This window comes from Amycolatopsis sp. WQ 127309 (genome assembly GCF_023023025.1).
Taxonomy (GTDB): Bacteria; Actinomycetota; Actinomycetes; order Mycobacteriales; family Pseudonocardiaceae; genus Amycolatopsis.
The window spans coordinates 9,566,492-9,592,597 of sequence record NZ_CP095481.1 but is presented as its reverse complement, the minus strand read 5'-3'; the positions used below and the strand labels follow the sequence as shown (position 1 = coordinate 9,592,597).

Below are 26,106 nucleotides of genomic sequence, written 5' to 3'. Positions count from 1 at the left end.
GCGTCACGATCGGTGCGCCGCCGGGCGCCGGCGGAGTTCCGGGTGTGCGAGCGCCGGTGGGACGTAGGCGACGTCGATCGGTCCGACGTCCGTTCCCGGCGCGACGATCTCGTCGATGCGGTCGAGCACGTCGTCGTCGAGGAGCGTGTCCGCTCCCGCGAGCAGGTCGTCGAGCTGCTCGGGTGTGCGTGGGCCGATGATCGCCGACGTGACCGCGGGGTGGGCCGTCGCGAACGCCAGCGCCAGGTGGGGCAGCGACAGCCCGGCCTGATCGGCGACGCCGGCGAGGGCTTCGACGGCGTCGAGCTTGCGTTCGTCGGTCATGTGCCGCCCCGCCCAGTGCAGCCGCCCGGCCGACGCCGTTTCCGCGCTGCCCCTGCGGAGGCGCCCGGCGAGCAGGCCCATCGCCAGCGGGCTCCACACCAGGACACCCAGCCCGTAGCGCTCGCAGACCGGCAGGATCTCGCGTTCGATCCCGCGGTTGAGGATCGAGTAGTGCGGCTGTTCGGACCGGAAGCGGGCCAGCCCGCGCCGCTGCGCCACCCACTGGGCCTCGACGATGTCCGATGCGGGCAGGTTGGAGTGACCGATCGCGCGGACCTTGCCCGCCCGCAGCAGGTCGGTCAGCGCGCCGAGGGTTTCCTCGACGTCGGTGCCGGGGTCGGGGTGGTGGGCCTGGTAGAGGTCGATGTGGTCGACACCCAGCCGCCGCAGCGATCCTTCGACGGCGGACACGATCCACCGGCGGGAGCTGCCGCGTTCGTTGGGGCCGGACCCCATCGGGCCGTTGAACTTCGTGGCCAGGACGACGCCGTCGCGGCGGCCGCGCAGGGCCTTCCCGACGATCTTCTCGGACTCGCCGTCGCCGCCGTAGACGTCGGCGGTGTCGATGAGGGTGATGCCGCCGTCGAGGGCGCGGTGGACGATGCGCACGCAGTCGTCGGGATCGGGATTGCCGTACGGCCCGAACATCATCGTGCCCAGGGCGTAGGCGCTGACCTGGATGCCGGTCCGGCCGAGCGGGCGGGTCTGCATGGGTTTCTCCTGTGGGGGTGCGGGGAGTGCGGCCGGGACCGGCCGCACTCCCCGCGGGTCGGTCAGGCCTGGGCGTACTCGGCCGCGACGTCGACGATCCAGGTGACGCCGAAGCGGTCGGCGAGCATCCCGAAGGCGGGCGCCCAGGGGGCGGGGCCGAACGCCTCGATCACGGCCCCGCCCTCGGCGAGGCCCTCCCACACGGGGGTGACCTCGTCGACGCTCTCGCCGCGGACGGCGAGGAAGAACGGCTCCGTGGTGATCGTGGTGCCGTTTTCGCGACGCGTGGCGGGCGCGCCCGGGGCGGCCGGCGTCTGCGCGCCGGGCACGTCGTAGGCCATGACCCGGAAGCCGTTGTCGGCGACGACCTGGCCGAACACGACGCGGTCGGCGCCCGGCACCTCGGCGGGCATCCCGAAGTCGGCGTAGGTGGCGACGGTGAGCTGCCCGCCGAACACCGACTGGTAGAACTCCAGGGCTTCGCGGGCCTGGCCGTGGAAGTTCAGGTGGGTGACAGCGGTGAGCGACATGGTGTTCGGTCCTTCGCGAGTGGTTCCTGGTGCCGGAGGTCTCCGGCGACAGGAACGACGATGTCAGCAGTAGCGGACAGGGAACGTCCGCTACTTGTGGCATGGTGAAACCATGCCGATCGCCCCCTCGACGACCACCTCCAGCCGGCTGCTGTCGCTGCTGTCCATGCTGCAGGCCCGCCGCGACTGGCCGGGCGGCCTGCTCGCCGAGCGGCTGGGCGTCAGCGAGCGGACCGTGCGCCGCGACGTCGACCGGCTGCGCGAGCTGGGTTATCCCGTCCACGCGGTCAAGGGCCCCGACGGCGGCTACCGGCTCGAAGCGGGCAGCCGGCTGCCGCCTTTGCTGTTCGACGAGGAGCAAGCGGTCGCGCTCACGGTGGCGCTGCGGATCGCCGTCGGCACCGGCGCGGGCATCGAAGAGGCGGCCGCGCGGGCCCTGACCACGGTGCGGCAGGTGCTGCCGTCGCGGTTGCGGCAGCGCGTCGACGCCCTCGAGATCAGCGCGGCCGGCCCCGGCGGGCCCCAGGTCGACACCGGGGTGCTGCTCACGCTGAGCGCCGCGGTCCGCGCGGGGGAGGAGCTGCGGTTCGACTACCGCTCGCCGGGGCGCCCCGCGGACGCCGAGCCGGGCCCGCCCCGGCGGGTGCAGCCCCACCACCTGGTGGTGCGGGCCGGGCGCTGGTACGTCGTCGGCTGGGATCCCGACCGCGACGACTGGCGGACCTACCGCGCCGACCGGATGACACCGCGGGTCCCGAACGGGCCGCGGTTCGCGCCCCGCGAAGTGCCGGGCGGCGACGTGGCCGCGTTCCTGTCGGCCCGGTTCAAGGGATCCGAGAGCGCGGACGCGTGGCCCTGCCGCGGCGAGGTGATCCTCGACCTGCCGGTGGCGGAGGTGGCTCCGTTCGCCGGCGACGGCGTCGTCGAGGCGCACGGCGCGACCCGGACCAGGCTGACGTCGGGCTCCTGGTCCTGGGCCGCCCTCGCCGGGGCGCTGGCCCGCTTCGACACCGAGATCGAGGTGATCGCCCCGCCGCAGCTGCGTACGGCGTTCGCGGAGCTGTCCCGCCGGGCCACCCGCGCCGCCGGCTAGGCGGTGTCCTGTAAGTCTGCTCGATGGGCTTCGTGATCCAGGTGGTTCCTGGCGGTGCGGGCGGAGCGCCCTCGTACCGGGTTGTACTCGGGTGATCTGCCCGTGCCGTCAGGGGCCGCCTGGGCGCGAAGACCGCGAGCTTGACTTGCAGGACACCGGCTAGGCGCTGTCCTGTAAGTCATCGGAGCCAGCGGACGATCGCGGCGATGGTGAGTTCTGCCTGGTAGCAGGCAACGCGTTTGGCGTAGCGGGTGGCCAGGTCACGGATCTGTTTGAGCCGGTTGAAGCACCGCTCCACGACGTTGGGCTGCTTGTAGGCCTCGGCATCGAAGGCGGGTGGCCGGCCGCCGCGGGAACCTTTGGCTGCGCGGCGGGCGATCTGGTCATCGCGTTCGGGGCTGACGAAGGTGCTTCGCCGGTCCCGCGTCGCTTCCCGGGTCGAGGATGCGAGTAGGCCTTGTCCGCGATGATCGTCTCCGGCCGACATCGGGCCCGGCCCGGGTGATGCTGATGCCATCCAGCTACGGCAGCGGCACCAGTTGCGGGTTGTCCCCGGCCTGGCCCGGAGTGAGCAGGAACCGTATCGGCAGACCGCGGTTGTCGAGGGCGAGGTGGATCTTTGTCCCAGTCCCGTCTGCAGTGCACAGCCGCAGTCGTTCGTGCGCGTTTCCACGGTCCGTGGCGTCCGGGCAGGTCACGCCACGGAGCACCGGTTGAGCTGGATGTCTGGTAATCGTGTGCTGCGGTGGCCGGAGTTGGTCTTCGCGCCCAGGCGGCCCCTGACGGCACCGCCTGCACCGTCAGGAACCACCTGGATCACGAAGCCCATCGAGCAGACTCGCAGGACAGCGGCTGGACGGTCAGGCCGAGTGCAGCCGCACCGGCAGTTCGCGCACGCCCCAGGTGAAGTTCGACGCCGTGTAGCGCGGCTCGCCCACGATGTCCACGGCGGTCACCCGGCTCAGCAGCTCCTCCAGGAACACGGTCAGTTCCAGACGGGCCAGCCGCGTCCCCAGGCACTGGTGGCGGCCGCCGCCGAAGGCGAGGTGGCGGTTGGGCGTGCGGTCCACCCGGAAGCGGCCGGCGTCGCCGAACTCCGCGTCGTCGCGGTTGGCCGAGACGTTCCACAGGGTCACCCGGTCGCCCGCGGCGATGTCGACGCCGCCGATCGTGGTGGGCGCGGTCGCGGTGCGCAGCACGTGCACGCCGGGGGTGGTCCAGCGCAGGACCTCCTCGACCGCGCTCGGCAGCAGCCCGGGGTCGGCCCGCAGCGCCGCCCACTGGTCCGGGTGCTCGATCAGGGCGAGGACGGCGCCGGCCGCGGAGTAACGCGTGGTCTCGTTGCCACCCGCGAGGACGCCGTTGCAGTTCACCACGATCTCGGTGTCGGTCAGCGGCCGCTTCGTACCGTCCGATGTGGACCGCCGGTCGGCGGCGATGCGGCTGACGAAGTCGTCGCCCGGGTGCTCCCGGCGGTCGAGCACCAGTTCCGAGAAGTACAGGAAGATCTCGGCGTGCGCGGCGAGCCTGCTCTGTTCGTCCTCGCCCTCGAAGGCGTCGTTCATCGTGCCGCCGAGCCAGTCCCACTCCTCGCGCGGCACGCCCATCAGCGCGCACACCACGCGGGTCGGCAGCCGGCGCGCGGTCTCCACGACGTCCACCTCGCCCGCGGCGACGGCGTCGTCGAGCAGGCCGCGCACCACGGTGCGCACCAGGTCCTCCGCGTGCGGGATCGCGGCGGGCGAGAAACCCTTGGCCAGCACGGTCTTCAGCTGCGCGTGGTCCGGCTGGTCGGAGACGATCAGCATCTGCCCGGTCACGGCGTCCACCGCGGTCTGGTTGGTGCCCAGCCGCATCCCGTGCCGGGAGCTGAACCCGGCCGCGTCGCGGTAGACCGACAGGACGTCGGCGTACCGGCTGACCACCCAGAACCCGCCGTGGGCGTCGGGGTGGCGGCTCACCGGGTCGTGTTCGCGCAGCCACGCGAAGTGCGGCCAGAATTCGGTGCCGGCGAAGCTCAGGTCGTCGGTCAGGTCCATCAGCACAGCAGGCTCCCCAGCGCGGGCACGGTTTCGTCGGCGAGATCGGTCAGGAAGGTGTGGCTCCCGGCGAAGGAACGCCGGGTGGTGCCGGCGGTGCTGTAGCCGGCCCAGCCGTCGAGCAGGTGCCCCGGCACGACCTCGTCCAGGTCGCCGGACCAGGCGTGGATCGGGCAGTCCACCCGGAACTTCTCGGCGAGCACGTGGGTGTCGGCGAGCTTGTCGTCCCGGCGCAGCACGTCGAGCAGGAACTCCTGGCTGTCCTCGTCGAGATCGCGGAGCTCGGGTGGGCCGGAGACGAACAGGTCGCGCAGGATCTGCTCGTCGATGACCAGGTGCTCGGCGGCCGACCGGTTGCCCGGGGGCTCGGTCGCGGCGAGCACGAGCGCGTCCGGGCCCACCGCCCGCGCGAGCTCGTAGGCGAGCAGACCGCCGAAGCTCTCGCCGACGATGACGAGCGGCGCGCCCGCCCGGAGCTCGGCGAGGTCCGCGGCGACGGCGGCGACGGCGTCGGCGAAGGTCGCCGGATGCTCTTCGGCGAACCGGTTCTCCCGTCCGGGCAGCTGCACGCCGACCACCGAGACGGCCAGCCCGAGCCGGGCCTGCCAGCCGCGGAAGCGGTTGCAGCCGGAGCCGCCGGGCGGCGCGCAGACCAGGGTCGGGCGGCCGGCGGGGGACGGGTGCCACGGCACCACCCAGGCGCTCACGCGGACACCGCCGCGAGCAGGTCCAGCTCCCGGGCCAGCGCGGCCGGGTTGGGGTTGCCCAGCAGCAACGGGATCGACGCCCGCAGCCCGGTCCGCTTGCGCAGTGTGGCCACCATCCGGGCGGCGAGCAGCGAGTGGCCGCCGAGCTCGAAGAAGTCGGCGGCCACGTCGGCCACCGGCTGGTCGAGCACCTCGGCGAAGACGGCGCAGACCTCGTGTTCACGGGCGGTGGCCGGCGCCCGGCCCGCGGGGCGGGCCGCGTCGGCGGCCACCGCGAGCGCGTCCCGGTCGACCTTGCCGCGGTCGGTGTGGGGCAGCGCGGGTACGAAGTCCACTGTGGACGGCAGCAGGTGCTCGGGCAGGAACGTCCGGCAGTGCTCGCGCACGAGCAGGGCGCCGGCGACCGGGTCGTGCCCGTCGGCGAGCACGGCGGCGACGCCGAGGGTGCCGCCGTCGGTCCGCACGAACGCCGTGGCCGCGAGCACGGCCGGCAGCTGCTCGACGACCTGCTCGAGCTCGCCGAGCTCGATCCGGAACCCGCGCACCTTGACCTGGGTGTCGAGCCGGCCGAGGAACTCGAGCTGCCCGTCCGGGCGGGCGAGGACCTCGTCACCGGTGCGGAACAGCCGTTCGCCGTCCACGGTGACGAACCGGCGCGCGGTGAGGTCCGGGTCGCCGCGGTAGCCCCGGGCGAGCGCGGGGCCGCCGAGGCACAGCTCGCCGCGGGTGCCCGCGGGCACCGGCCGGAGGTCGTCGTCGAGCACCCGGGCCAGGTAGCCGGGCAGCGGGCGCCCGATGGTCGTGACGTCGTCGCCGCGGGCGCTGTCGGCGCAGGTCGCGGCGATCGTGGCCTCGGTGGGGCCGTAGACGTTCAGCACCCGGTGCCGGGCCAGCAGCACCTCGAGCAGCCCGCGCGGGCAGCGTTCCCCGGCGACCACCACGACCTCGGCCCCGGCGAGCGCGTCGGCGCAGGAGGCCAGCAGCGACGGCGTGAGGCTGGCCGTGCGCGGCGCGATCGCGGCGATCCGGCCGGCGAGGTCGACGTGCTCGCCGTCGTCGGCGAGGTCGAGGATCGCCGTGCCGATCCCGTTCAGCAGGTGCAGCAGCACGCACCAGAGCCAGCCGTCGAACGCGGGCGAAAGCGGGTTGATCCCCAGGCCGCCCGGTCCGATGTGGAGGGTGCTCATGGCGCCCAGCGCGGTTTCCAGGCCCGCGTAGGTGACCTCGACGCCCTTCGGCCGCCCCGCGCTGCCCGAAGTGTGGATGAGGTAGGCGATCTCGCCCCCGGCCGCGGTGAACGCCCCGCCCCGGGCGCTGTCCGGGTCGAGCACGGGCAGGTCGGCCGGCGCGCCCGGCGGCCGCTGACCGAGGATCAGCGACACGCCGGCGTCGGCGAGCACGTCGGCGGTCCGGGCGGCCGGGTGCCGCTCGTCCAGCGGCACCGCCGTCGCGCCGAGGCGCCACACGGCGAGCAGGCTCGCCACGGCCAGCCGGGACCGTCCGGTGGTCAGCGCGACGGTGGTGCCCGGTCCCGCGCCGGCGGCCGCCAGCGCCCCGGCGATCGCCGTCGTCCGCTCGGCCAGGCCGGCGAAGTCGAGCACGCCGTCCGGCGCGGAGCACGCCGTGGCGGTGGGCCGCTCGGCCGCCCACCGCTCGACCGCGGCCTCCGGCAACCCGATGCTCCTGCTTCGGGCGGCGTTCACCGGCAACGCGAGATCCGTCATCGTGCTGGAATCCATTCTTTCGGACGCGACAATGAAACCGACAAAGGGTGACCCGGCGCGTTCGCCGACGGGGGGTGATCGTCAGGACCGGGGAAGGGCGAGGAGATCGCTGGAGAAGTTACGGTGAGATCGCTTCCGAAGCAATACCACTCGAAGGTGTTCGACCCTCTTCGCCTAGTCGGACTGTACGCAGCGCAACTGCTCCGAATGCGCCGCCGACCATGGTATGCGACCGTTCGTGGCAGGGGGGATAACCCGATTAGCGTAGGAGCGGTCGGATTCACCAATGATTTGACAGTATTGCGAAAAGTGACTATCCACATCGCGTGCCGCGCGGGTTTGTGACTGCCTGTGACAGTGATCGGCGGCGGCTGGTCCCAAGTTCCGGAACCGGCTCCCGCGCCTTGGATCGCCGCGGCGCTTTCCGGTCGCCGGTCCGACGTGGATAGTGCGGTAGCCGCCCGGGCAGTGACGCCCGTCACGTCCGGCGGCGGTGATTACGCCAGTCGGTCCAATTCGGAGCGTCGGCGGCGGACCGCGACGACGGCTTTTGCGATCGACGGCGCGGCCGGCGGGCCGGCTTTGTTCGGGGCGGCGAAAATAAGGGGAGTCCGGGCCTGTCGGACGCGACGCGGCGAGCCGTACGATGCGGCGTCGCCCGATCTGATCGAATGAGGAAAACACCGGATGTCACAGACCATCGGCTGGAACAACTTCGTCGACACCCAGGCGGAGGCCGAGTGCCGCCGGCTCGGCCTGCTGGAGAAGAGCTTCGACCCGTTCAGCTTCCGGCAGCTCGAAAGCCTCGGGGTGCGGCCGGGGTGGCGGTGCCTGGAGGTCGGCGCCGGAGCGGGTTCGGTGGCGGCCAGGATGGCCGAGCTGGCCGGCCCCGAGAACGTGGTCGCGACGGACCTCAGCCTCGCGTTCCTCGGCCCGCTCGCCGATCTCGGGGTGACCGTGCTGCACCACGACGTCACCACGGACGACGCGCCCGGGGAGTTCGACGTCATCCACACCCGGTTCGTGCTGGAGCACCTGCCCGCGCGCGACGCCGTGATCAAGCGGTTGTCGTCGTGGCTCAAGCCCGGCGGGTGGCTGCTCATCGAGATCGGTGTCACGCTGCCCGAGCTGTCCTCGCACCCGGCGACCCGCCAGACCATGGCGGCGCTCGCGCGGGTCATGGCGGACCGGGTCGGTACCGCCCCGGAGTGGGGCCGCACCCTGCCGGTCGCGCTGGAGGCGGCCGGCCTGCTCGAGTGCGCCGCGGAGGGCGTGGTCCTGCCGGCGCGGGGCGGGCAGCCGCTGGCGGGCTGGCTCAAGGGCACGACGAAGCTCGTCGAGGAGCACGCGCTCGCCACCGGCCTGGTCACCCGGGAGGTGCTCGACGAGGCGTACGCGGTGTACGAGGATCCGTCCTTTGTGGACTACAGCTGGATGACCGTCGGCGCGCGCGGCCGCCGGGGCTGAGCGAGCCCGCCCCTCGGTGGCGGGGGAGTGGTCTCGACCACGACCCCGCCCCGACCGGCGGGCACGAAGAGCACGTCTCCGATTGCCGTCAGTGACACCGCAAACACGCGGCTCAGCGCGGCACCGGGCGGCCCTTTGGGGGTTTCCTTCGCGAAGCTAAGCGTTAGTCTGTGGGCATGATCAAGCGCACGGTCCTCGACGCCACCCGTGAACTCCTCCGCGAACTCGGCCTCACCACGGTGTTCGGGAACCCCGGCACCACCGAGGTCCCGTTCCTGACCGACTGGCCGGACGACTTCGACTACATCCTCGGGCTACAGGAGTCCGCCGTCGTGGCGATGGCCGAGGCCTACTCCCAAGCGGCGCGCAAAGCCGTGCTCGTCAACCTGCACTCCGCCGGCGGCGTCGGGCACGGCCTCGGCAGCCTTTACACCGCCTACAAGAACCGGACGCCGCTGATCATCGTCGCCGGGCAGCAGAGCCGCTCGCTGCTGCCGCACGATCCCTTCCTCGGCGCGACGGACGCCCCCGAATTCCCCAAGCCGTACGTGAAGTGGTCCATCGAACCCGCGACCGCCGAGGACGTCCCGGCCGCGCTCGCACGGGCCTACCACGTCGCGACGCAGGCGCCGTCCGGTCCGGTCTTCGTGTCCGTCCCGGCCGACGACTGGACCGCCACCACCGAACGCCCGATGATCAGCCGGTCGCGGATCCGCGGCTTCGCACCGGATCCCGAGGCCGTCGCCGAGCTCGCCGCCGCGCTGGAGGCCGCCGAGCGGCCCGCCATCGTCGTCGGCGGGGCCGTCGACCAGGACGGTGCCGTCGAAGAGACCGTCGCCCTCGCCGAGCGCGTCCGGGCGGGCGTGTGGGTCGCGCCGATGTCGTCCCGGTGCTCGTTCCCCGAGAACCACCCGCTGTTCCAAGGGTTCCTGGACCCCGAGCGCGGCGCGATCTCGGACAAGCTGGCCGCGCACGACCTCGTCGTCGTGCTCGGCGCACCCGCTTTCACCTACCACGTCGACCGCGGTCGCGGCGAGGCTCCGCTGCCGCCGCTGTTCATCGTCAGCGACGACGAGCAGATCCTCGCGCGGGCCTTCGAAGGCACCGGTATCCGGGCCACGCCGAAGCTCGGCATCCGCGCGCTCGTCGACGCCGTCGGCGAGACGAACCGGCCCGCGCCCGCGCCGCTGGAGCGGCCCGCGAAGCCGAGCAGCGAGAAGCTGACCGGCGAGCTCGTCTACTCGACGCTCACGGACCTGTTGCCGGACAACGCGATCGTCGTCGAGGAGGCACCCAGTCACCGCGGGGTGATGCACGACCACCTGCCGATCACCGCGACCGACACGGGCTTCCTGACGGTCGCCAGCGGCACGCTCGGCTACGGCGTCCCGGGTGTGGTCGGCGCGGCGCTCGCCCGGCCGGACCGCAAGGTGATCGGCGTGGTCGGCGACGGTTCGAGCATGTACGGCATCCAGGCCCTCTGGACGGCCGCGCGCCAGGAGCTGCCGGTGACGATCCTGATCCTGGACAACACCGAGTACGCGGCGGTCCGCATCTTCGGCGACTCGATCGGTGGCGGGAAGCTGCCGGGCACCGTGCTGGGCGGCATCGACTTCGCCGCACTGGCGTCGAGCATGGGCTGCCAGGGTGTGACGATCTCGGAGCCGTCCGGCCTGGTTCCCGGCCTGACGGCGGCGTTCGCCGACTCGCGCCCGACGCTGGTGCACATCCGCGTCACCTCGGCGGAGAAGTCGCCGTACTGACGTACTGACGCACCGGCGTCGCCGCTGAGTCCCTCCGTTCCGCCAAGAACGCCCGTCTTCCGCAGCAGGTACCGGCTGCGGAAGGCGGGCGTTCCTGTGTGGAGCGTGGCTCGGCGGCGGCTCCTGCTGCGCAAAGCGGCCTGGCTGGCTTCCTCCCGGAGCGGGAGGAAGCCGGCCAGGCCGGTGGGTCCGCGGAAGCGGTTGCTACCTCAGCTGGTCACCTGCGGGGCGATCATCGAGGCGGCGTCCACGGCGGTCGTGATCGCGCCCATCTGGAGCATCAGGTCGGGCACGCGCTGGAGGCGCCGGGCGTCCAGCTTGGCGACGAAGGCGGGCAGGTTGAGCAGCTTCGCGGTGCCTTCGTCGATCTTGGCGTACTTGACCAGGATCGGCTCCACCTTGGACCGGTCGTTGGTCGTGTCACTGGTGGCCTTCGCCATCGCGCGCTGGAAGGCGGCCAGGGTCTTCGGGTTCGCCTGCACCCACTTCCGGGTCGAGGCGTAGCCCGACAGCGGGAAGTCCTGGGTGGCGCCGGTGTTGACGTCGACCACCGGGATCGCGCCCGCGGACTTGGCGGCCTGCGAGAGGAACGGCTCGGGCAGCAAGGCCGCGTCGACCTGACCCTGCTGCAGGGCCGCCGCGACGTTCGGGAACGGCATCTGAACCCAGTTGATCTTGGTGATGTCGACGCCGTGGTCCTTCATCTGGGACTTGGCCAGCAGGTCGCTCGCCGTGTTCTTGGCGGTCATCGCGATCTTCTTGCCCTCGAGGTCGTTGATCGACTTCACCGGCGAGTTCGGCACCGTGACGATCGACACGGACTTCGGGCTGATCGACGTCGCGTCCGAGACGAACTGCAGGTCGGCCGCACCCGTGCTCTTCGCGACGAAGAACGGGAAGTAGCTCGAGATCGCGATGTCGGTTTCGCCGGAAATCGCCTTGGTCATGGCCGCCTGGCCACTCGCGGCCACGACGGCTTCGACATCGAGGCCCTCGGCCTTGAAGTAGCCGCCGTCCTGGGCGAGCCACAGCGGAGCGGTGTCGACGGTGGGCAAGATCGCGACCTTGATCTTGGTCTTCTCCAGACCGCCGCCCCCAGTCGACGAGGCGTTCGAGCTGTCCGAGCCGAGCGAGCTGCACCCGGAGAGGGCGGTGGCGGCGACGGCGATGAGGGCGAGCCCGAGCGCGGCGCGGCGAGTGCGAACCCGGCCACCGCTCATGGCGTTTCCAAGCAAGGCTTGCTCCTTGAAGAAATTGACGGTTCGGGGACCGAATCCGATGGGAGTGCGTGACTCATTCTCGGGGAGTCACGCGGGCCACTGTAGAGGCGGTGACAGCTTGCTCACAACGGGTGGGGTCAATACTCGGGAGGATGACACACGTCACTTTTTTGGCCTTCGGTCTAGACTCACTGGGCCGTTCGTAGGAGCTGTTCACCCAGTGTAGGACGAAGATCGTGAATCTGAAACGTCAGGAACTCCCGGCGGCCGAGCGCGCCGGAGTGGGCCTGGACCAGGGCGAGTACGGCCCGGACGGTGCCGTCCGGTGTGGACGGCGTGCGCAACTGTGCGGCGGATCCCACGTGGACGACTCGGTCGAAACCGGACGTTCCGGAACGGACAGTCACCGGACCGGGTAGGTCTTGTCCGATCGCGACAGATCGCTCGGAGGTGGGGTTCGTGCCAGGCCTGGACGTGTCGCGGACTCCGGCCGCTCCCGCCGGTACGCGGCCGGGGAGTCCATCGTGGTCACTGTCGGCTCTCGCTCGGCTCGCCTGCGCTGTCGACGAGCGACGGTCGTCGAGCTACCGCGGTGAGCCACAGCCGGCGGGCCGGATCGGCGACCTTACGGCCTCCTTACCGAACGCGGCACCTGCCCACCTGACCAGCGTGGGGTGCCTAACGTGGGCGGCCTTCGTCGAAAGGGGTTACCGGTGCGTTTCGCTCCGTGGTGCCTGGCCGCCGTCCTCCTCGCCGGCTGCTCGAGTCCGGTCGCGGACAAGCCCGCCGAGCTGCCGCCGGCCGCCGAGCCCGCCGCCGCTCCCGGGGTGGCCCGGCCCCCGGCCGGCCAGGTGCTGCCGATCGGCGCGTTCCCCGAAGGTGTCGTGGCCGACCCGCTCACCCACCTGGTCGCGGTCGGCGTCCGCGAGCCGAACGCGCTCGCCCTCGTCGACGCGCGGACCGGGCAGGTGGTGAAACGGGTGCCGCTGCCCGGCTGGCTGCGGCACCTGCAGCTGGCCGCGCCCGGTGGGCCGGTACTGGTGCCCGACGAGACGTCCGACTCGTTGCTGACCATCGCCCTGCCCGGTGGTGAGGTGACCACGACGGTGGTGACCGGGGTGGTCCCGCACGACGCCACCCGCGCCGCCAACGGCTCGTACTTCGTGGCCAATGAGCTGGGCAAAAGCGTCGTCGTGGTCCGCGACGGGCACGTCGTGCACACCTTTGCCGACGTCACCCAGCCCGCCGGGCTCGCCGCGGTCGGCGACCTCGTCGGGCTGGTCGACGTCCGGCAGAACGACCTCACCGTCTACGACGCGGCGGCGTTGCGGCAGGTCGGGCGCGTGCCCGCCGGGGCGGGGCCCACCCACGTCCTCGCCGACAGGCGCGGCCACCTCGCCGTCGCCGACACCCGCGGCAACGCCGTCCTGCTCTACCGGCTCACCCCGCGGCTCGAGCAGATCGGGAAGCTGGCGCTGCCGGGAACGCCGTACGGGATCGCCTACGACGCCGTGCGCGACCGGATGTGGGTGACGCTGACCGCGCGCAACGAGGTGGTCGGCATCGACCTCTCCTCCGGCACGCCGACGGAGGTCGTGCGGCTGCCGACGGTCCGGCAGCCGAACACGGTCAGCGTGGATTCGTCGACGGGACGGCTGTTCGTGACCGGCACGGCCGACGGCGTCCTCGAACTGATCGACCCGCGCTGACCGCCGTGCACAGTGGACAGTCGGCCGGGCCGTAACGGTCAGGTAAGGATCATCGGCGACGTGACGTGGGACACTCGACGTATCACCGAATCAGGAGGGTATGTCATGACCTACCAGCATTCCTGGCGCACGATGGTCGCCAAGCCGGCCGGAGTCCGCCCGTTGCACTGGCTGGTGATCGCCGGTTACGCGCTGGTCGTCGCCGGCGGCGCCAAGGGCGTTTCGCTGCTCACCGCGGGCATGATGACGGGTTTCCCGTTGGTGGGCGCGTGGTTGATGCTCGCCTTGGGGCTGGCCTACGCCGGAGTGCGGCTCCGCCCGGCCGTCGGCGGCGCCCTGCTCGTCGGTTTCGGCGTCGGCGCCCTGCTGGTCGTGCTCTTCGCCGGGATGCAGATGCTCGGGTGACGACGCGAGCGTCCCCCGTGAGTCCGATGTGGACTGTCGCGTCCGGTGTCACTCCGTGAGCTGCGGACCGGTGTTGATTTCGGGGATCAGGCGGCCGAGGGAGTCCTTCCAGGCCCGGGCGTAGCGGCCGTCGCGGTAGCTGTGCGCGAGGATGTCGTGGATCGCCTGCCTGAGCGTCGGATCGCCGATGGCGACGGCGATCCCGTAGGCCGTGTCGCCGAAGCTGGTGTTGAGCAGACGGGTGCGCCCGGCCAGCGCCTTGTCGTAGGCGACCAGCAGTGACCGGTCGCCGGTCACGGCCTCGACCTGGTGGCGCAGCAGCAGCCTGAGGCACTCGTCGACCGAGGTCCGGGTGACGATCTGCCCGGCGTCGCCCAGATACGGTTTCACCCCCTCCAGCCCGGTGCTGCCGGCCACCGCGCACAGGGTCTTGCCGCTCGTGCGGAGGTCTTCGGGATCGTTGATCGCGGTGTCCCCGGCGAGGACGAGCAGCGTCTGAGCGCTGATCTCGTAGGGGCCTGCGAAGGCGATGTGGCGTTTCCGGTCGGTGGAGATCGCCATGCTCCCGGCGACGAAGTCGACCTGGTGTTGTTGCAGGGCCGCGACCCTGGCCGCGACCGGGAGCTCGGTCCAGGAGATCCGGCCGGGTGGGTAACCGAGGTCGGCGGCGATGATTTCGCCGATGGCGACGTCGAAGCCGCGCAGGCTCCCGTCGGCGCAGCGTTCGGTGTGGCCCGGCCGGCCGGACACGATCCCGACGACGATCCGATCGTGGGTCGTCCGGTTCGCGCGCGCCTGGGTGATGGCGGGTGTGGTTTCGGCGTCGACGGCGGCCGGTGACGGTGGTGGTGCGGGGTTGGCGCAGGCCAGCACGGCGTTGACCGGCTGATCCGGCGTCGGCGGCGGCAGTGTGTCGGCGCTGGTGAGCAGCACGGCCGCGGCGGCCACCGCGGCGGGCCAGCGTCGCCGAGGCACGGCCGGGGTGGCGGCCGGGGGGCCGGCCGGCGGCCGCGCCGCGGTGGCCGCCGTGTTGCGGACGAGGACGATGCGGTGGCCGGCGTTGCGGCTGCGCAGCTGGGGGATCGGCCGGTTGCGGGCGTCGAGTTCCGCGCGCAGGTGGTGGTAGATCGTCTCGACGTCCAGGAGGGCGGGGCCGTCCGGCACGCCGGCGCCCAAGGTGCGGAGCAGGGCGCCGGTGAAGGCGGTGAACGGCTCGCCGCGCGGCGCCAGCGCGGTCCTGGTTTCGGCCGTGGCCGTGAGCACGCAGGTGCCGCTGATGGCGACCCGGTCGCCCAGGGCCGCGGGGCCGGCGAGCGAGCCGCCGAGGGCGATGCCGCTGTAGCAGCAGTCGAGGAGGACGACCTTGCGGCGGGAGCGGATGGTGGGGTGCTGCATGGCGTGACGCAGCCAGCGGTAGGGGAGCGCGGTCCAGGGCCGGTCGGGGTCGGTGCCGGTCAGGGCGAGGTGGAGCTCGTCGGAGTCGGGGTCGACGAAGCCGTGGCCGGCGAGGTGGAGGACGAACAGGTCGGTGGCTTCGGCGGCGGCCGCGCGGACGGCGTCGAGCACGGTCGTGGCGGAGGGCGGATCGGTCAGCACGCGGCAGTGCGCGGCCGGCAGCCCCCACAGCCGCGGGTCGGTCAGGGCGGTGGCGAGCTGGGCCGCGCCGCGGGTGACGGACGGCAGGTGCGGCAGGGCGCTGTAGCGCCCGGTGCCGACGATCACGGCCCGGGAGCGCCCGGTGTCGGCGAGGGAGTCCACGGCTTCAGGCGGGTTCGCCGTCCTCGGGAATCCGCAACGCGCGGGCGATGGCGGCGATCTCCGCGGCCGAGGCGCCGGTGACGTCGACGACGACTCCGTCTCGTTCCAGCGTCACGGCGGGCGGCGCCGCTCGCCGCCGGTCCCGCCAGCCGGCGACGGCGACGACGAGGCTGGACAGCGCCAACCCGTTGGCGACGACCGTGTTGATCACCTCGAAGGTGCCCTGCTGTTCGTCGTCGGCGGGGCCGCCGAAGCCGGTCAGCAGCGCGTGGGCGTCCGGGTCATCGCCCAGCCAACGCCACAGGGAGCCGGGCTCCCGGTCCGGGCGGACGGTGATGACGGCGGCGTGGTTCTCGATCGCGGGGTTCAGGGTCACGCACAGCAAGTCGCGGGAGGAGGGCTGTCCGCTACAAAGCCGTCCTCGGGAGTGGGCCGAGTCCGCCGATCGCGGCACCGGCCGGGCCGTCGATATCGGGTGGACCGGGTGTGCTATGCGGTCAATCGATCATTTTCTTCATTCGGCCGTGAATGATTGACGAAGCCGCGAGAAAGCGCTTTCATGATTGGGCTGGACCATCCCCCGCATCCCCAATGGAGTCGATGTGACGCGCAACCCTTCCGCGGTGAAATCCTGGTTCCTGGCCGCCCTCGCCGTGCCGGCCCTGACGTCGGCCTGCCTGCTGGCGACGGCGGGTGCGTCGTCGGCGGCGGTGACGCTGCCGCCGACACCGTCGGCGTGGGACTACCAGATCGGCGGGGCCTACACGCCGCCGTCCGGGGTCAAGATCGTGAGCCGCGACCACTCCGACTCGGCGGCGAGCGGAATCTACAACATCTGTTACATCAACGCTTTCCAGGTCAACGTGGGCGACGACGGTCAGTGGGCGAGCGACCTGCTGCTGCGGGACGCGAACGGGAACAAGGTCGTCGACCCGGACTGGCACGAGACGCTGCTCGACCTGCGCACGGCCGACAAGCGGTCCCGGGTGGCCGCGAAGATCAACGGGATCGTCGACTCCTGCGCGAGCAAGGGTTTCCAGGCGATCGAGCCGGACAACTACGACAGCTACGAGCGGTCGAAGAACCTGATTTCGACGGGGAACTCGCAGGACTACATCAAGCTGCTGTCGAGCCACGCGCACGCGAAGGGGCTGGCGATCGCGCAGAAGAACACGGTGGACCTGGCCGCGAACCGGGTCGCCAACGGGCTGGACTTCGCGGTCGCCGAAGAGTGCGGGCAGTACACGGAGTGCGACGTCTACGCGAACGCGTTCGGGAACCGTGTGGTCGACGTCGAGTACACGAGTTCGGGCCTGAGCAAGGCGTGCGCGTCGTGGAAGGGCAAGATCAGCATCGTCCGCCGGGACGAGGACGTGGTCCCGGCGGGTGAGTCCGGGTACGTCCGGAAGACCTGCTGAGCGACCCCGGGCTCACCCGGCTGCGAGGCGGCTGGTGAACGGCGTCACCGGCCGTTCGAGCAGCTCGCCGTCCACCTCGATGTCGACGATCTCGTTGTAGAACGCGACGTGGTCCTTGATCGGCCCGGCGGCCGGGATCGGGGCCGGGTAGGCCCACGCCGCGTTCGGCGCGTCCGGAGTGGACCAATAGCGGGCGGTTCCCTTGTACGGGCACGACGTCTGCAGCGGAACCGGCGTCAGCCGGTCGAAGTGGACGTCCTCGGGTGGGATGTAGTAGCGGATCGGCAGGCGCGTCTCGAACAGCAGGACCGGCCGCCGGGTCTCGGCGACGACCACGCCGCCGATCGAGACGCGCACCCACCGCGAGCCGGGCAGGGCGTCGACGCGCTTGTACGGGTCACGGGGGTGGACGAAGATCTCCTCTTCCTCTTCGTACCAGTGCTCGACGCCCGGCGAGGTGCGGCCGAACCAGTCGAGCGCGAGGTGCCCGGCCAGCTCGGGCACCTCGCCGGAAACGTCGTAGTCCCAGGCGAGCGCGGGGAACCGCCGCCCGTCGAGGGTCAGGTCGTACCAGGTGCGCACGCCCGGCCGGTCGCGCCCGGCGGCACCCGGGGTGAGCAGGTCGGTCCGGACGTCGCCGGCCGGGAACGCGTACAGCGGCACCGGCCGGCCCGGCTCCCAGACCAGCACCGGGTGCGTGCTGTCGACGACCGTGGTCTCGCCGATCACCCCGCGCACCCGGCGCTCGCCCGGTTCGTAGGTCAGCTCGCCCGCCGGAACCGGGTGGCGCCGGGATGCCGCGAGGTCGCTCATTCGGTCACGGCCGCCACGTAGGGCCGGCCTTCGCGCCAGGCGGCGACCTGCTCGGGCCGGCCGAACACCGAGAGGTACTCCTCGACACCGGACTTGACCGAGTCCCAGAGCAGGAACGGGTCGTACTCCGGCTCCTCGTCGCCGACGACGAACGGCGCCAGCGGCTCGACGACCGTGTCCACCCGCGGGTGCCAGAACACGCCGCTGGACAGCCGGGTCACCGTGCCGCCGGCGACGACGCGGTGGCGGCCCGCGCGCAGCACCCCGTTGGTCCACCGGGACAGCAGCGACCCGGTGAACACCTGCAGCGCGCCGGGCACGATCGGGACGGGCAGCCAGGTTCCGTCGACCCGCTGGCCCTGCAGGCCTTCGTAGTCGCCGCGCTGGTGCAGCACGGTCAGCGCGGACCCGTCCGCGTGCTCCAGCAGCAACAGCTTCTCGCCGTCCTCTGTGGACGAATCGTCGTGGGTCCAGGTCGGGTAGTTGTTGACCGTGAAGGTCGTGTGGTGCGGGGTCGCGGCCACCGGGAAGACGTCCGGGTCGACCTCGAGCGCGCGGGCGTAGAGCCGGAGCACGCGGCCGGCGAGGCCGGTGGCGGCGTCGTGGTAGGCGAGGGTGACGTCGCGGAAGCCGGGATCCTGCTCGGGCCACACGTTCGGGTGGGCGAACTCGCCGGTGTACTCGGCGGGCAGCCCGGCCGACTCGGCGTCGGCGGGGCTGTCGTACCGGCCGATGCTGAACCGCTCGAGCTCGAGGCGGCCGAAGTCGTCCGGCCACTGCCGCCAGCCGCGGTACGGGTGCCCGGTCGGGCTGGCCAGCCCGATCTTCTCGGCGCGGGGCAGCGCGAGCAGCGCGGCGACCCGGTTGTGGAAGTCGTCCACGAGGTCCTGCGGGACGCCGTGGTTGACGACCTGGATGATGCCCAGCTCGGTCCCGGCGGTGCGCAGCCGGGCCAGTTCGGCGGTGTCGCCCGCTTCGGCCGCGGCGACGTCGATCAGGGTGATTTCCGGTGCGCTCATCTCAGTTTCCCTTCCGGACGGTGGTGAGGGCGGCGGCGAACGCGCCGGGATCCCCGGGGGCAGCGAGTTCGGTGATCGTGGTGCCGGGCAGCTGCTCGCGCAGCGCGGTGACGTCGTCGCCGGGTTCGGTGCCGGCAAGCACGACGGTGCCCAGCTCCGCGCGCCGGAGCGCCACCGCGAGCGCGATGACGCCGCCGGCGCCGATGCCGGCGATCACCCGGGCGCGGGGCGCGAACGACGCCACGGCCTCGACGATGTCCCTGGCGGCCCGCTTGGGGGTGCCCGCGCTGCCGCCGGAGCGGCCGGTGCCCGGCGGGTCGATGACCACCACCGGCTCGCCGAGCGCCAGGGCGACGCGGTCGAGGGACCGGGCGTCGGCGCCCGGGGCGGGCAGGAGCACCAGCGCCGCCGGCCCGGCGCCCCAGAGCACCCCGCTGACGTTGATCCCGGCCGTCACGGTGACCCAGCGCCGGTTCACCACCTGCGCGGGCGCCTCGGCGGTCACCTCGGCGAACTCGTTTTCGGGCTGGATCCGGGTGTCGGTCATCGAGGCTCCTTCTCGGCGGCGAGCGGACGGGACTGGGGCAGGCGGTCGGCGGGCAGGTGGCAGCGGACGTCGTGGCCGTTCCCGAGGTCGCGGGCCGGCGGTGGTTCGTCGTCGCAGAGCGGCCCCAGGTGGTGCGGGCAGCCCGCGGCGAACACGCACCCGGCGCCGGTGTCCGCGCGCCGCGGCGCTTCGGTGACCTCGGCGCGGTGGGCGGCGGTGACGAGCAGGTCCGTGTAGGGGTGGTGCGGCCCGGCGAGGACGTCGGCGGTGCGGCCGGTCTCCACCAGGCGGCCGCGGTAGAGCACGCCGACGCGGTCGGCGAGGTAGCCGACCACGGCGAGGTCGTGCGAGATGAACAGGACCGACGTATCGGTGGTTTCCCGTTGCCGCGCCAGCAGTTCCAGCACCCCGGCCTGCACGCTGACGTCGAGCGCGGACACGGGCTCGTCGCAGATCACCAGGTCCGGCCGGCCGGCGAAGGCGCGGGCGATGGCCACCCGCTGCTGCTGGCCGCCCGACAGCGCGGTCGTGCGGGCGGTGAGCAGGTCCGGGCCGAGCTGGACGCGCTCGGCGAGCTCCCGCGCGGTGCCGGTGCCCCCGAGCGTCCGGATCGCGCGGCGCAGGACGGTGCCGACGCGCTGGGCCGGGTTCAGGGTGGCTTCCGGCTGCTGGAAGACCATCTGGACCCGCCGCCGGAGCCCGGACCGGCGCCGGCCGAGCGACGCGGGCAGGTCCGCGCCGGACAACGTCATCGTGCCGGCGCCGGCGCCCGGGCCCAGCCCGGCGATCGTCCGGGCGAGCGTGGTCTTCCCGCTGCCGGACTCGCCGACCAGGCCGAAGACCTCGGCCGGGCGGATCTCGAACGTCACGTCGCGGACCACGGGCCGGCCGCCGTAACCGGCGGTGAGGCCGTCCACGCCGAGCCGGCTCCCGTCCGGCGCGCCCGGGGACGTCACTTTCGCCAGGAAAGATGCGTCCAGAGGGCCTTGAGGCGGCACTTTCCTGGTGAAAGACGCGTCCGGGCGGACCGGGAGCGGGGCGAGCCGCTCGGCGTGGTGGCAGCGCACCGTCCGGCCCGGCGCGAACTCCGTGACGCCGGGTTCGGTGGTGCGGCACAGGTCGTCGGCGAACGCGCAGCGCGTGGCGAAGCGGCAGCCCGAGAACCCGTCGGCGGCCGTGGCCGGCGCGCCGGGGATCGCGGCGAGCCGCCGGACCGAGCGGGGGACACCCACCTCGGGCGCGCACGCCAGCAACGCGGCGGTGTACGGGTGCGCGGGCCCGCGCAAGACGGCGTCGGCGGGGCCGAACTCGCTGCCGCGGCCGGCGTAGAGCACGGCGATGTCGTCGCAGAGCCGGCCGACCAGGTCCAAGTCGTGGCTGATCAGGACGACCGTCACGGCCAGCTCGCGGCGCAGCCGGTCGAGCAGGGTGAGGATCTCCCACTCGACGGACGCGTCCAGCCCCGTCGTCGGCTCGTCCAGCACCAGCAGCTTCGGCTGCTTCGCCAGCGCCGCGGCGATGACCACCCGCTGCTGCTGCCCGCCGGACAGCTCGTGCGGGTAGCGCCGCGCCACCGACGCGGGCAGCCGCACGCGGTCGAGCAGCCCGGCCGCCCGCTCCCGCCGGCCGGGCCGGGGAACGTCCTGCAGCGCCAGCGCTTCGGCCAGCTGGGCACCCACCCGCATGGTCGGGTCCAGCGCGCCGCCGGCCTCCTGGTGCACGAACGCCAGGTCCCGGCGGCGCCAGGTCCGCAGGTCGCGGCGGGACAGCCCGAGCACGTCGACCCCGCCCGCCGTGATCCGCCCCGACACGATCCGGCCACCGGCCGGGAGGTGCCCGCCGAGCGCGCGGGCGATCGTGGTCTTGCCGGACCCGGACTCCCCGACGATGCCCAGCATCCGTCCTTTCGCGACGGTCAGGGACACGTCGTCCACCGCGCGCACCTCGCCCGCGGCCGTCCGGTAGGCGACCCCGAGGTTCTCGACGACCAGCCCGGCGCTCATGCCGCCTCGAACCGGGCGCGCAGGTCGTCGGCGACCAGCGCCACGCCGACGACGAGGGAGGCGATGGCCAGCGCCGGGGCCAGCACGGTCCACGGCGCGGTCGGCAGCCACGCGCGGTTGTCGGAGACCGAGGTGCCCCAGTCCGGCGAACCGGGTTCCTGGCCCAGGCCGAGGAAAGCGAGGGTGGCCACGGCGAACACCGCGTCGCCGAGCCGGGACGTCGCCTCGACCAGCACGGTCCGGGCGACGTTGGGCAGGATCTCGCGCAGCATCAGCGACCAGCCCGGCTCACCGCGCAGCCGGGCCGCGTCGACGTAGGGCTTGGCCCGCTCCACCAGGGTGGCCGCACGCACGCTCCGGGCGACGATCGGGACGAACGAGATGCCGATGACGAGCACCAGCACCGTGGCGGAGTGCCCGAGCAGGGCGACGAACAGGACGCTCGCGATGATCGACGGGAACACCAGCACGGCGTCCAGCACGCGCATGATCACGCCGTCGACCCAGCGGCCGTAGGTGCCGGCGAGCAGGCCGATCGCGGTCCCGGCGACGACGGCGAGGAGCGTGGCGACCGGGGCGATCCGCAGCACCGGCCGGGCGCCGGCCAGTACGCGGGAGAAGGTGTCGCGGCCGAACTGGTCGGTGCCGAGCAGGTTCGCCCCGCCCGGGGCGGCCAGCCGGTGCGCCGGGTGCTGCAGCTGCGGGTCCTGCGGCGCCAGCTGCGGCCAGAACACGGCGACGACGACCCAGCCGAGCACGAGCAGGAGCCCGAGCGCGAGCACGATCGGGACCCGCTTGCGACGCCGGCCCGGCGGGAGCGCGACGGCGGTGACGAGCGCGACCGGGGGCGTCGCCTGCCGGAGGGCGCTCACGCGATCACCCCGCGGCGGATCCGGGGGTCGAGCAGCCGGTAGACGAGGTCGACCGCGGTCATGATCAGCACGTAGCACAGGCCCAGCACCACCGCGGTGGCCTGCAGGGTGGGCAGGTCCTTGTCCAGCGCCGACGTCAGCAGCAGCGCGCCCGCCCCCGGGTAGTTGAACAGCAGTTCCACCGCGACGAGGCCGCCGAGCAGGAACTGGGCCTGCACGCCGAGCGCGCTGACCGCGGGCACGGTCGCGTTGCGCAGCACGTGCCGCCGGACGACCTGCCACCGCGTCGATCCGCGCAGCTCGGCCGCCCGCACGTAGGTGCCGTCCACCACGGACACGGTGCCGGCGCGGACGTGCCGGGCGACGTACCCGGTGCACAGCAGCACCAGCGACAGCGCGGGCAGCACCAGGTGCTCCAGCCGCAGCACCAGGCCCGCGCCCGGCGGCGTCTGCGCGGACGCGGGGAACCAGCGGACGTTCACCGCGAACACGACGAGCAGCACCACGCCGGTGACGAACTCCGGGATCGCGCCGAACACCAGGCCCAGCCCGCTCAGCACCCGGTCCAGCGGCCGGTCGTGGTGCAGGCCGCTGAGCACCCCGGCGGCCAGCGCGACCGGCACGAGCAGCACGAACGCGAACCCGGCCAGCAGCAGGGAGCTGCCGAGCCGGTCGAACACCAGGTCGCGCACCGGGACGTGCAGCGTGAGCGACGTGCCCCAGTCGCCGCGCACGAAGTTCCCCGCCCACCGCAGGAACCGGTCGAGCAACGGCTGGTCGAGCCCGAGCGACCCGCGCAGCCGGGCCACCGAAGCCTCGCTCGCCTCGCGGCCCAGCACCGTCCGCGCCACGTCGCCGGGCAGGACCTCGGTGGCGAGGAACACCAGCAGGGACACCACGAACAGCGTCACCGGGATGGCGACGGCGCGGCGCAGCAGCAGTCCCGTCACGCCTGGGACACCGCGCTGAAGTCCACAAAGGACGACGGATGCGCCTTGATCCCGGTGAAGCGGGTCTTGTTGTAGGCCCGGACGGCGCCGTTCCACAGGGCGAGCACCACCGGGACGTCCTCGTGCAGGACGTCGGCGATGATCTTCGCCTGCCGCTTGCGCTCGTCGTCGGACGTGGCGCTGTCGTAGGCGACGAGCGCCGCGTCGAGCTGGGGATTGCGGTACTTGGCGCCGTTCCACACGCCGTCGGAGGTGACCATGGGCCGCACGAACTGGCTCGGGGCCGGGCGCCCGGCCCAGCCGACGAGGTTGGCCGGCGTGAACAGCCACGGCGTGTCCTTGGCCTGGTCGCCGCCGTAGAACGCCTTCGACGTCTGCTGGTCGAGGGTGACGTCGATGCCGGCCTGGCGGAGCTGGTCCTGCACCGCCAGCGCGAAGTTCTTGCTCGGCGGGTCGAACGACAGCGGGAAGGTGAGCTTCCCGACGCCGGCCGCGGCGAGCAGCTCCTTGACCTTGGCCGGGTCCTTCACCCGCTGCGGGATGTCCTTCGGACCGGCCGCGAACAGCGGGGCGTACAGGTGGTCGTTGCCCAGCTGCGCGATGCCCGCGTCGACCACCTCGTTGAGCGCGGGCCGGTCGAGGGCGTAGGCGATCGCCTGGCGGACTTCCTTGCGGTCGAACGGCGCCTGGTCCACCCGCAGGGTCAGCGCGGTCATCGCGGTGCCGGGGACCTTGTCGAGCACGACGTCGCCGGTCTCCTGGATGATCGACGGGTCGGTGATGACCAGCGCGTCGATCTCGCCGCTGCCCAGCGCGAGCTGCTCGGCCTGGGCGTCGGCGTAGAACTTGATCTCGACGCCGTCGAGGTACGGTTTCCCGGGCTGCCAGTACTTCGGGTTCCGGGTGAAGGTGGCGCCGGTGGACGGGTCGTAGCGGCCGAGCAGGAACGGGCCGGTGCCGATCGCGTGGTCGGTGAACGCGCCCGCGTAGTCCGCCTTGAGGATCACGGCGTTGTAGTTGCCCGCCGAGACCAGGAACGGGAAGTCGGAGAACGCCCGGTCCAGCGTGAACACGACCGTTGAAGCGTCCCTTGTGGACACTCCGCCCGCGCTGAGCACGGACTTGAACGCGGCCAGCGCGGCGGAGTCCTGGGCCGGGTCGAGCAGCCGGTCGAACGACGCCTTCACCGCGGTGGCGTCCAGCGGTGTGCCGTCGGAGAAGGTGACGCCCGCGCGCAGGGTGAAGACCCACCGCTTGGTGCCGTCTTCCGCGGCCCACTTCTCGGCCAGCCGCGGCGTCAAGCTGAAGTCGTTCTCCAGCCAGATCAGGTAGTCCGCGACGAGCTGCACGATCGCGATCGCCGAGCCGTCGTACATCGTCACGGGATCGACGGCGGTCGGCGGCGCCGGCGTGCCGACCCGCAGCGTGCCACCGGGTTTCGGCGGCCCGCCCGCGGGCCCGGCGGTGGGCCCGGCGTCCACGCCGCACGCGGCGAGCAGCGCGGCGAGGCCGATGCCGCCGGTGCCACGCAGCAGCGTCCGGCGTGAGAAAGCGCTTTCGATCATGGTGGACGTCCTTGTCGAAGGCGACGGGGACGTCACCGATCATTCGGGAAAAGGGTGTGACAGCAACAAATGCGTCTGGGCCGGACGGCCGGCGGGTGCGACGGATCGATACTCGCACGGCGCTGTCGCCGCTGCCAAGAGAGGGAAGCGGCCGTTCAGCATCTGGGAGCAGCACCGGGATTGCCGGAGAAACGGCACGGAGATTGGGCCCTCTGGGCGTACCGGTACCGGCGACCGGGCCATGGGGGAGAAGCCGGGCCGGCTCGACGGGGGCGCTCAGCTCAGGGGCACGCACAGCAAGTCGCGGCAGGAAGACGGCGTCCGATCGGGTGAAGCAGGCTTCACCGCCTCAACGGTTCACCGGCGTGAAACGTGACCGTGCGGGTGCCCGGACCGCGGGCATCGTCGCAAGACGGTCAGTGCCGTGGCACGCAAGAGGTGCCACGTCATCGACCGGACCGGGAAAGGGAATCGGCATGGGCACCATCAGGAAGACTCTCGTCCGGACGTCGCTGGCCATCGGCGGAACCATCGCCATGGTGATGGCGATGGCCACCACCGCCTCGGCGGTGTCGACGCCTCGCAACGGGCACTGCGAGCCGGGGGAGTTCTGCTTGTACTACGGGAACGGCGAGACCGGCTCGGTGTCCGACTTCAACGGCTCTGTCGCCGACTACGGGCGCACTCAGCCGACCTGCTACGACTTCAAGGGCGCCGGTCTCGGCAAGGGCAAGTGTGTCTGGAACGACGCGGCCTCGGCGAAGAACAACACCACCGGCCACACCATCTTCCTCTACTTCGCCGACACTCACTTCGCCCTGAGCGTCGGGCAGTCGCTCAACATCAACAACCGGGACACCTCGCACAAGTTCATCGCCAACTAGAACAACCCAATTCGCGTCCGGACCTTGGTGGCCGGGCCCGCGAAGGGTGACACCGTGATCGCCGCCGGCGCGTGGCCGACGGCGATCCGGACTCTTTCACTTATCGCTTGAAGAAGGTGTTCAGTCCCGCGGAGCGTCTTCGATCGTGCCGACCTGCTCGAGGTCGTCCGGTGCGGGCATGTGCCGGATGCTCTCGGCGCCCTTGTGGTCGTGCGCCTTGGTGTAGCGGGAGTCCAGCACCTTGCCCAGCTTGTGCGCCGCGCCGGCGTACGCGTCGTCCACGGTGGTGGCGTGGTGGGTGACCGCGACCGGCTGCTTGCCGCCGGGGCGGGCCTCGATCACGCACTTCTTGTCTTCCGGCTTGCTGCCGCCGTCCTCGCTGAGGTGCACCTCCACCCGGGTCAACCAGCCGTCGAACCGGGAGAGGCTGGTCTCCAGGTCGGTGGTCACGAAGGTGGCCAGTCCTTCGCCACCGTGGACGTTGTGGTCGGTGTTGACCTGGATCTGCACGAGCACCCTCCAAAGCGGGACAACGATGATTTCGTGGCAGTACCACGAGGGCGGCCCGCTCAAACCCGGTGGCCT

24 protein-coding genes are annotated in these 26,106 nt (G+C 72.3%); 7 read left to right on the top strand and 17 right to left on the bottom strand.

Annotated elements, in window-relative coordinates; translation table 11 throughout:
- Positions 1–3: 3 nt before the first annotated feature.
- Positions 4–1,035 carry an aldo/keto reductase gene (locus MUY22_RS42420; RefSeq protein WP_247052991.1) on the bottom strand — a complete coding sequence of 344 codons (1,032 nt, stop codon included), beginning with the start codon at positions 1,033–1,035 and terminating at the stop codon, positions 4–6.
- A gap of 62 nt (positions 1,036–1,097) precedes the next feature.
- Positions 1,098–1,565: a VOC family protein gene (locus MUY22_RS42415; RefSeq protein ID WP_247052990.1), complete on the bottom strand. Its 468-nt coding sequence runs from the start codon at positions 1,563–1,565 to the stop codon at positions 1,098–1,100.
- Positions 1,566–1,677: 112 nt separating this feature from the next.
- On the opposite strand from MUY22_RS42415, the gene MUY22_RS42410 reads away from it, so the two are divergent.
- On the top strand, positions 1,678–2,658 hold the full coding sequence (locus tag MUY22_RS42410) for a YafY family protein (RefSeq protein ID WP_247052989.1): 981 nt from the start codon (positions 1,678–1,680) through the stop codon (positions 2,656–2,658).
- A gap of 178 nt (positions 2,659–2,836) precedes the next feature.
- On the opposite strand, the gene MUY22_RS42405 is transcribed toward MUY22_RS42410, so the two are convergent.
- From MUY22_RS42405 to MUY22_RS42390, 4 genes are all read right to left on the bottom strand, one after another.
- On the bottom strand, positions 2,837–3,145 hold the full coding sequence (locus MUY22_RS42405) for a transposase (protein ID WP_247052987.1): 309 nt from the start codon (positions 3,143–3,145) through the stop codon (positions 2,837–2,839).
- Between the two features lie 373 nt (positions 3,146–3,518).
- Positions 3,519–4,697 carry a cytochrome P450 gene (locus tag MUY22_RS42400; RefSeq protein WP_247064388.1) on the bottom strand — a complete coding sequence of 393 codons (1,179 nt, stop codon included), beginning with the start codon at positions 4,695–4,697 and terminating at the stop codon, positions 3,519–3,521.
- Positions 4,697–5,404 (bottom strand): thioesterase II family protein, encoded by a 708-nt coding sequence (locus tag MUY22_RS42395; protein WP_247052986.1) that lies wholly within the window; start codon positions 5,402–5,404, stop codon positions 4,697–4,699. Before MUY22_RS42395 ends, MUY22_RS42400 begins: the two co-directional genes overlap by 1 nt.
- Positions 5,401–7,143, bottom strand: coding sequence for a non-ribosomal peptide synthetase (locus MUY22_RS42390; protein WP_247052985.1), 1,743 nt, complete (start codon positions 7,141–7,143; stop codon positions 5,401–5,403). Before MUY22_RS42390 ends, MUY22_RS42395 begins: the two co-directional genes overlap by 4 nt.
- Positions 7,144–7,815: 672 nt before the next feature.
- Here MUY22_RS42390 and MUY22_RS42385 point away from each other — a divergent pair.
- Both MUY22_RS42385 and mdlC read left to right on the top strand, forming a co-directional pair.
- Positions 7,816–8,595: a class I SAM-dependent methyltransferase gene (locus MUY22_RS42385; RefSeq protein WP_247052984.1), complete on the top strand. Its 780-nt coding sequence runs from the start codon at positions 7,816–7,818 to the stop codon at positions 8,593–8,595.
- A gap of 176 nt (positions 8,596–8,771) precedes the next feature.
- On the top strand, positions 8,772–10,358 hold the full coding sequence (mdlC, locus tag MUY22_RS42380) for a benzoylformate decarboxylase (RefSeq protein WP_247052983.1): 1,587 nt from the start codon (positions 8,772–8,774) through the stop codon (positions 10,356–10,358).
- A 209-nt stretch (positions 10,359–10,567) separates the two neighbouring features.
- On the opposite strand, the gene MUY22_RS42375 is transcribed toward mdlC, so the two are convergent.
- Positions 10,568–11,578: an ABC transporter substrate-binding protein gene (locus MUY22_RS42375; protein ID WP_247064386.1), complete on the bottom strand. Its 1,011-nt coding sequence runs from the start codon at positions 11,576–11,578 to the stop codon at positions 10,568–10,570.
- A gap of 713 nt (positions 11,579–12,291) precedes the next feature.
- Between MUY22_RS42375 and MUY22_RS42370 the strand changes: the two genes are divergently transcribed.
- Together MUY22_RS42370 and MUY22_RS42365 are read left to right on the top strand one after the other, a co-directional pair.
- Positions 12,292–13,287 carry a YncE family protein gene (locus MUY22_RS42370; RefSeq protein ID WP_247052982.1) on the top strand — a complete coding sequence of 332 codons (996 nt, stop codon included), beginning with the start codon at positions 12,292–12,294 and terminating at the stop codon, positions 13,285–13,287.
- Between the two features lie 105 nt (positions 13,288–13,392).
- On the top strand, positions 13,393–13,692 hold the full coding sequence (locus MUY22_RS42365) for a hypothetical protein (RefSeq protein WP_247052981.1): 300 nt from the start codon (positions 13,393–13,395) through the stop codon (positions 13,690–13,692).
- Positions 13,693–13,740: 48 nt separating this feature from the next.
- Here MUY22_RS42365 and MUY22_RS42360 read toward each other — a convergent pair whose 3' ends face one another.
- Both MUY22_RS42360 and MUY22_RS42355 read right to left on the bottom strand, forming a co-directional pair.
- Entirely contained in the window at positions 13,741–15,450 is a 1,710-nt protein-coding gene (locus MUY22_RS42360; RefSeq protein ID WP_247052980.1) for a transporter substrate-binding domain-containing protein, read from the bottom strand.
- 4 nt (positions 15,451–15,454) lie between these two features.
- Positions 15,455–15,826, bottom strand: a complete 372-nt coding sequence (locus MUY22_RS42355) for a hypothetical protein (protein WP_247052979.1) — start codon at positions 15,824–15,826, stop codon at positions 15,455–15,457.
- A 226-nt stretch (positions 15,827–16,052) separates the two neighbouring features.
- Here MUY22_RS42355 and MUY22_RS42350 point away from each other — a divergent pair, with 226 nt between their 5' ends.
- The gene (locus MUY22_RS42350) at positions 16,053–16,868 is read left to right on the top strand and encodes an endo alpha-1,4 polygalactosaminidase (RefSeq protein ID WP_247052977.1); all 816 of its coding nucleotides are present in this window, start codon (positions 16,053–16,055) and stop codon (positions 16,866–16,868) included.
- A gap of 12 nt (positions 16,869–16,880) precedes the next feature.
- Here MUY22_RS42350 and MUY22_RS42345 read toward each other — a convergent pair whose 3' ends face one another.
- Genes MUY22_RS42345 through MUY22_RS42315 form a run of 7 tightly spaced genes read right to left on the bottom strand, consistent with a single transcriptional unit; the run spans position 16,881 to position 24,637 of the window.
- Positions 16,881–17,681, bottom strand: a complete 801-nt coding sequence (locus MUY22_RS42345; protein ID WP_247052975.1) for a DUF427 domain-containing protein — start codon at positions 17,679–17,681, stop codon at positions 16,881–16,883.
- Positions 17,678–18,700, bottom strand: coding sequence for a 2OG-Fe(II) oxygenase family protein (locus tag MUY22_RS42340; RefSeq protein WP_247052974.1), 1,023 nt, complete (start codon positions 18,698–18,700; stop codon positions 17,678–17,680). The genes MUY22_RS42345 and MUY22_RS42340 overlap by 4 nt, the downstream gene beginning before the upstream one ends.
- 1 nt (position 18,701) lies before the next feature.
- Positions 18,702–19,247: an alpha/beta fold hydrolase gene (locus MUY22_RS42335; RefSeq protein WP_247052973.1), complete on the bottom strand. Its 546-nt coding sequence runs from the start codon at positions 19,245–19,247 to the stop codon at positions 18,702–18,704.
- The gene (locus MUY22_RS42330; RefSeq protein WP_247052972.1) at positions 19,244–21,250 is read right to left on the bottom strand and encodes an ABC transporter ATP-binding protein; all 2,007 of its coding nucleotides are present in this window, start codon (positions 21,248–21,250) and stop codon (positions 19,244–19,246) included. The genes MUY22_RS42335 and MUY22_RS42330 overlap by 4 nt, the downstream gene beginning before the upstream one ends.
- A complete protein-coding gene (locus MUY22_RS42325; protein WP_247052971.1) occupies positions 21,247–22,122 on the bottom strand; it encodes an ABC transporter permease in 876 nt (291 codons plus the stop codon). The genes MUY22_RS42330 and MUY22_RS42325 overlap by 4 nt, the downstream gene beginning before the upstream one ends.
- Positions 22,119–23,072: an ABC transporter permease gene (locus MUY22_RS42320; protein WP_247052970.1), complete on the bottom strand. Its 954-nt coding sequence runs from the start codon at positions 23,070–23,072 to the stop codon at positions 22,119–22,121. The genes MUY22_RS42325 and MUY22_RS42320 overlap by 4 nt, the downstream gene beginning before the upstream one ends.
- Positions 23,069–24,637, bottom strand: coding sequence for an ABC transporter substrate-binding protein (locus tag MUY22_RS42315; protein WP_247052969.1), 1,569 nt, complete (start codon positions 24,635–24,637; stop codon positions 23,069–23,071). Before MUY22_RS42315 ends, MUY22_RS42320 begins: the two co-directional genes overlap by 4 nt.
- Positions 24,638–25,113: 476 nt before the next feature.
- Here MUY22_RS42315 and MUY22_RS42310 point away from each other — a divergent pair, with 476 nt between their 5' ends.
- Positions 25,114–25,521: a peptidase inhibitor family I36 protein gene (locus MUY22_RS42310; RefSeq protein ID WP_247052968.1), complete on the top strand. Its 408-nt coding sequence runs from the start codon at positions 25,114–25,116 to the stop codon at positions 25,519–25,521.
- Positions 25,522–25,641: 120 nt separating this feature from the next.
- Here the strand turns inward: MUY22_RS42310 and MUY22_RS42305 are convergent, their stop codons facing one another.
- Entirely contained in the window at positions 25,642–26,037 is a 396-nt protein-coding gene (locus MUY22_RS42305) for an HPF/RaiA family ribosome-associated protein (RefSeq protein WP_247052965.1), read from the bottom strand.
- Between the last annotated feature and the right edge of the window lie 69 nt (positions 26,038–26,106).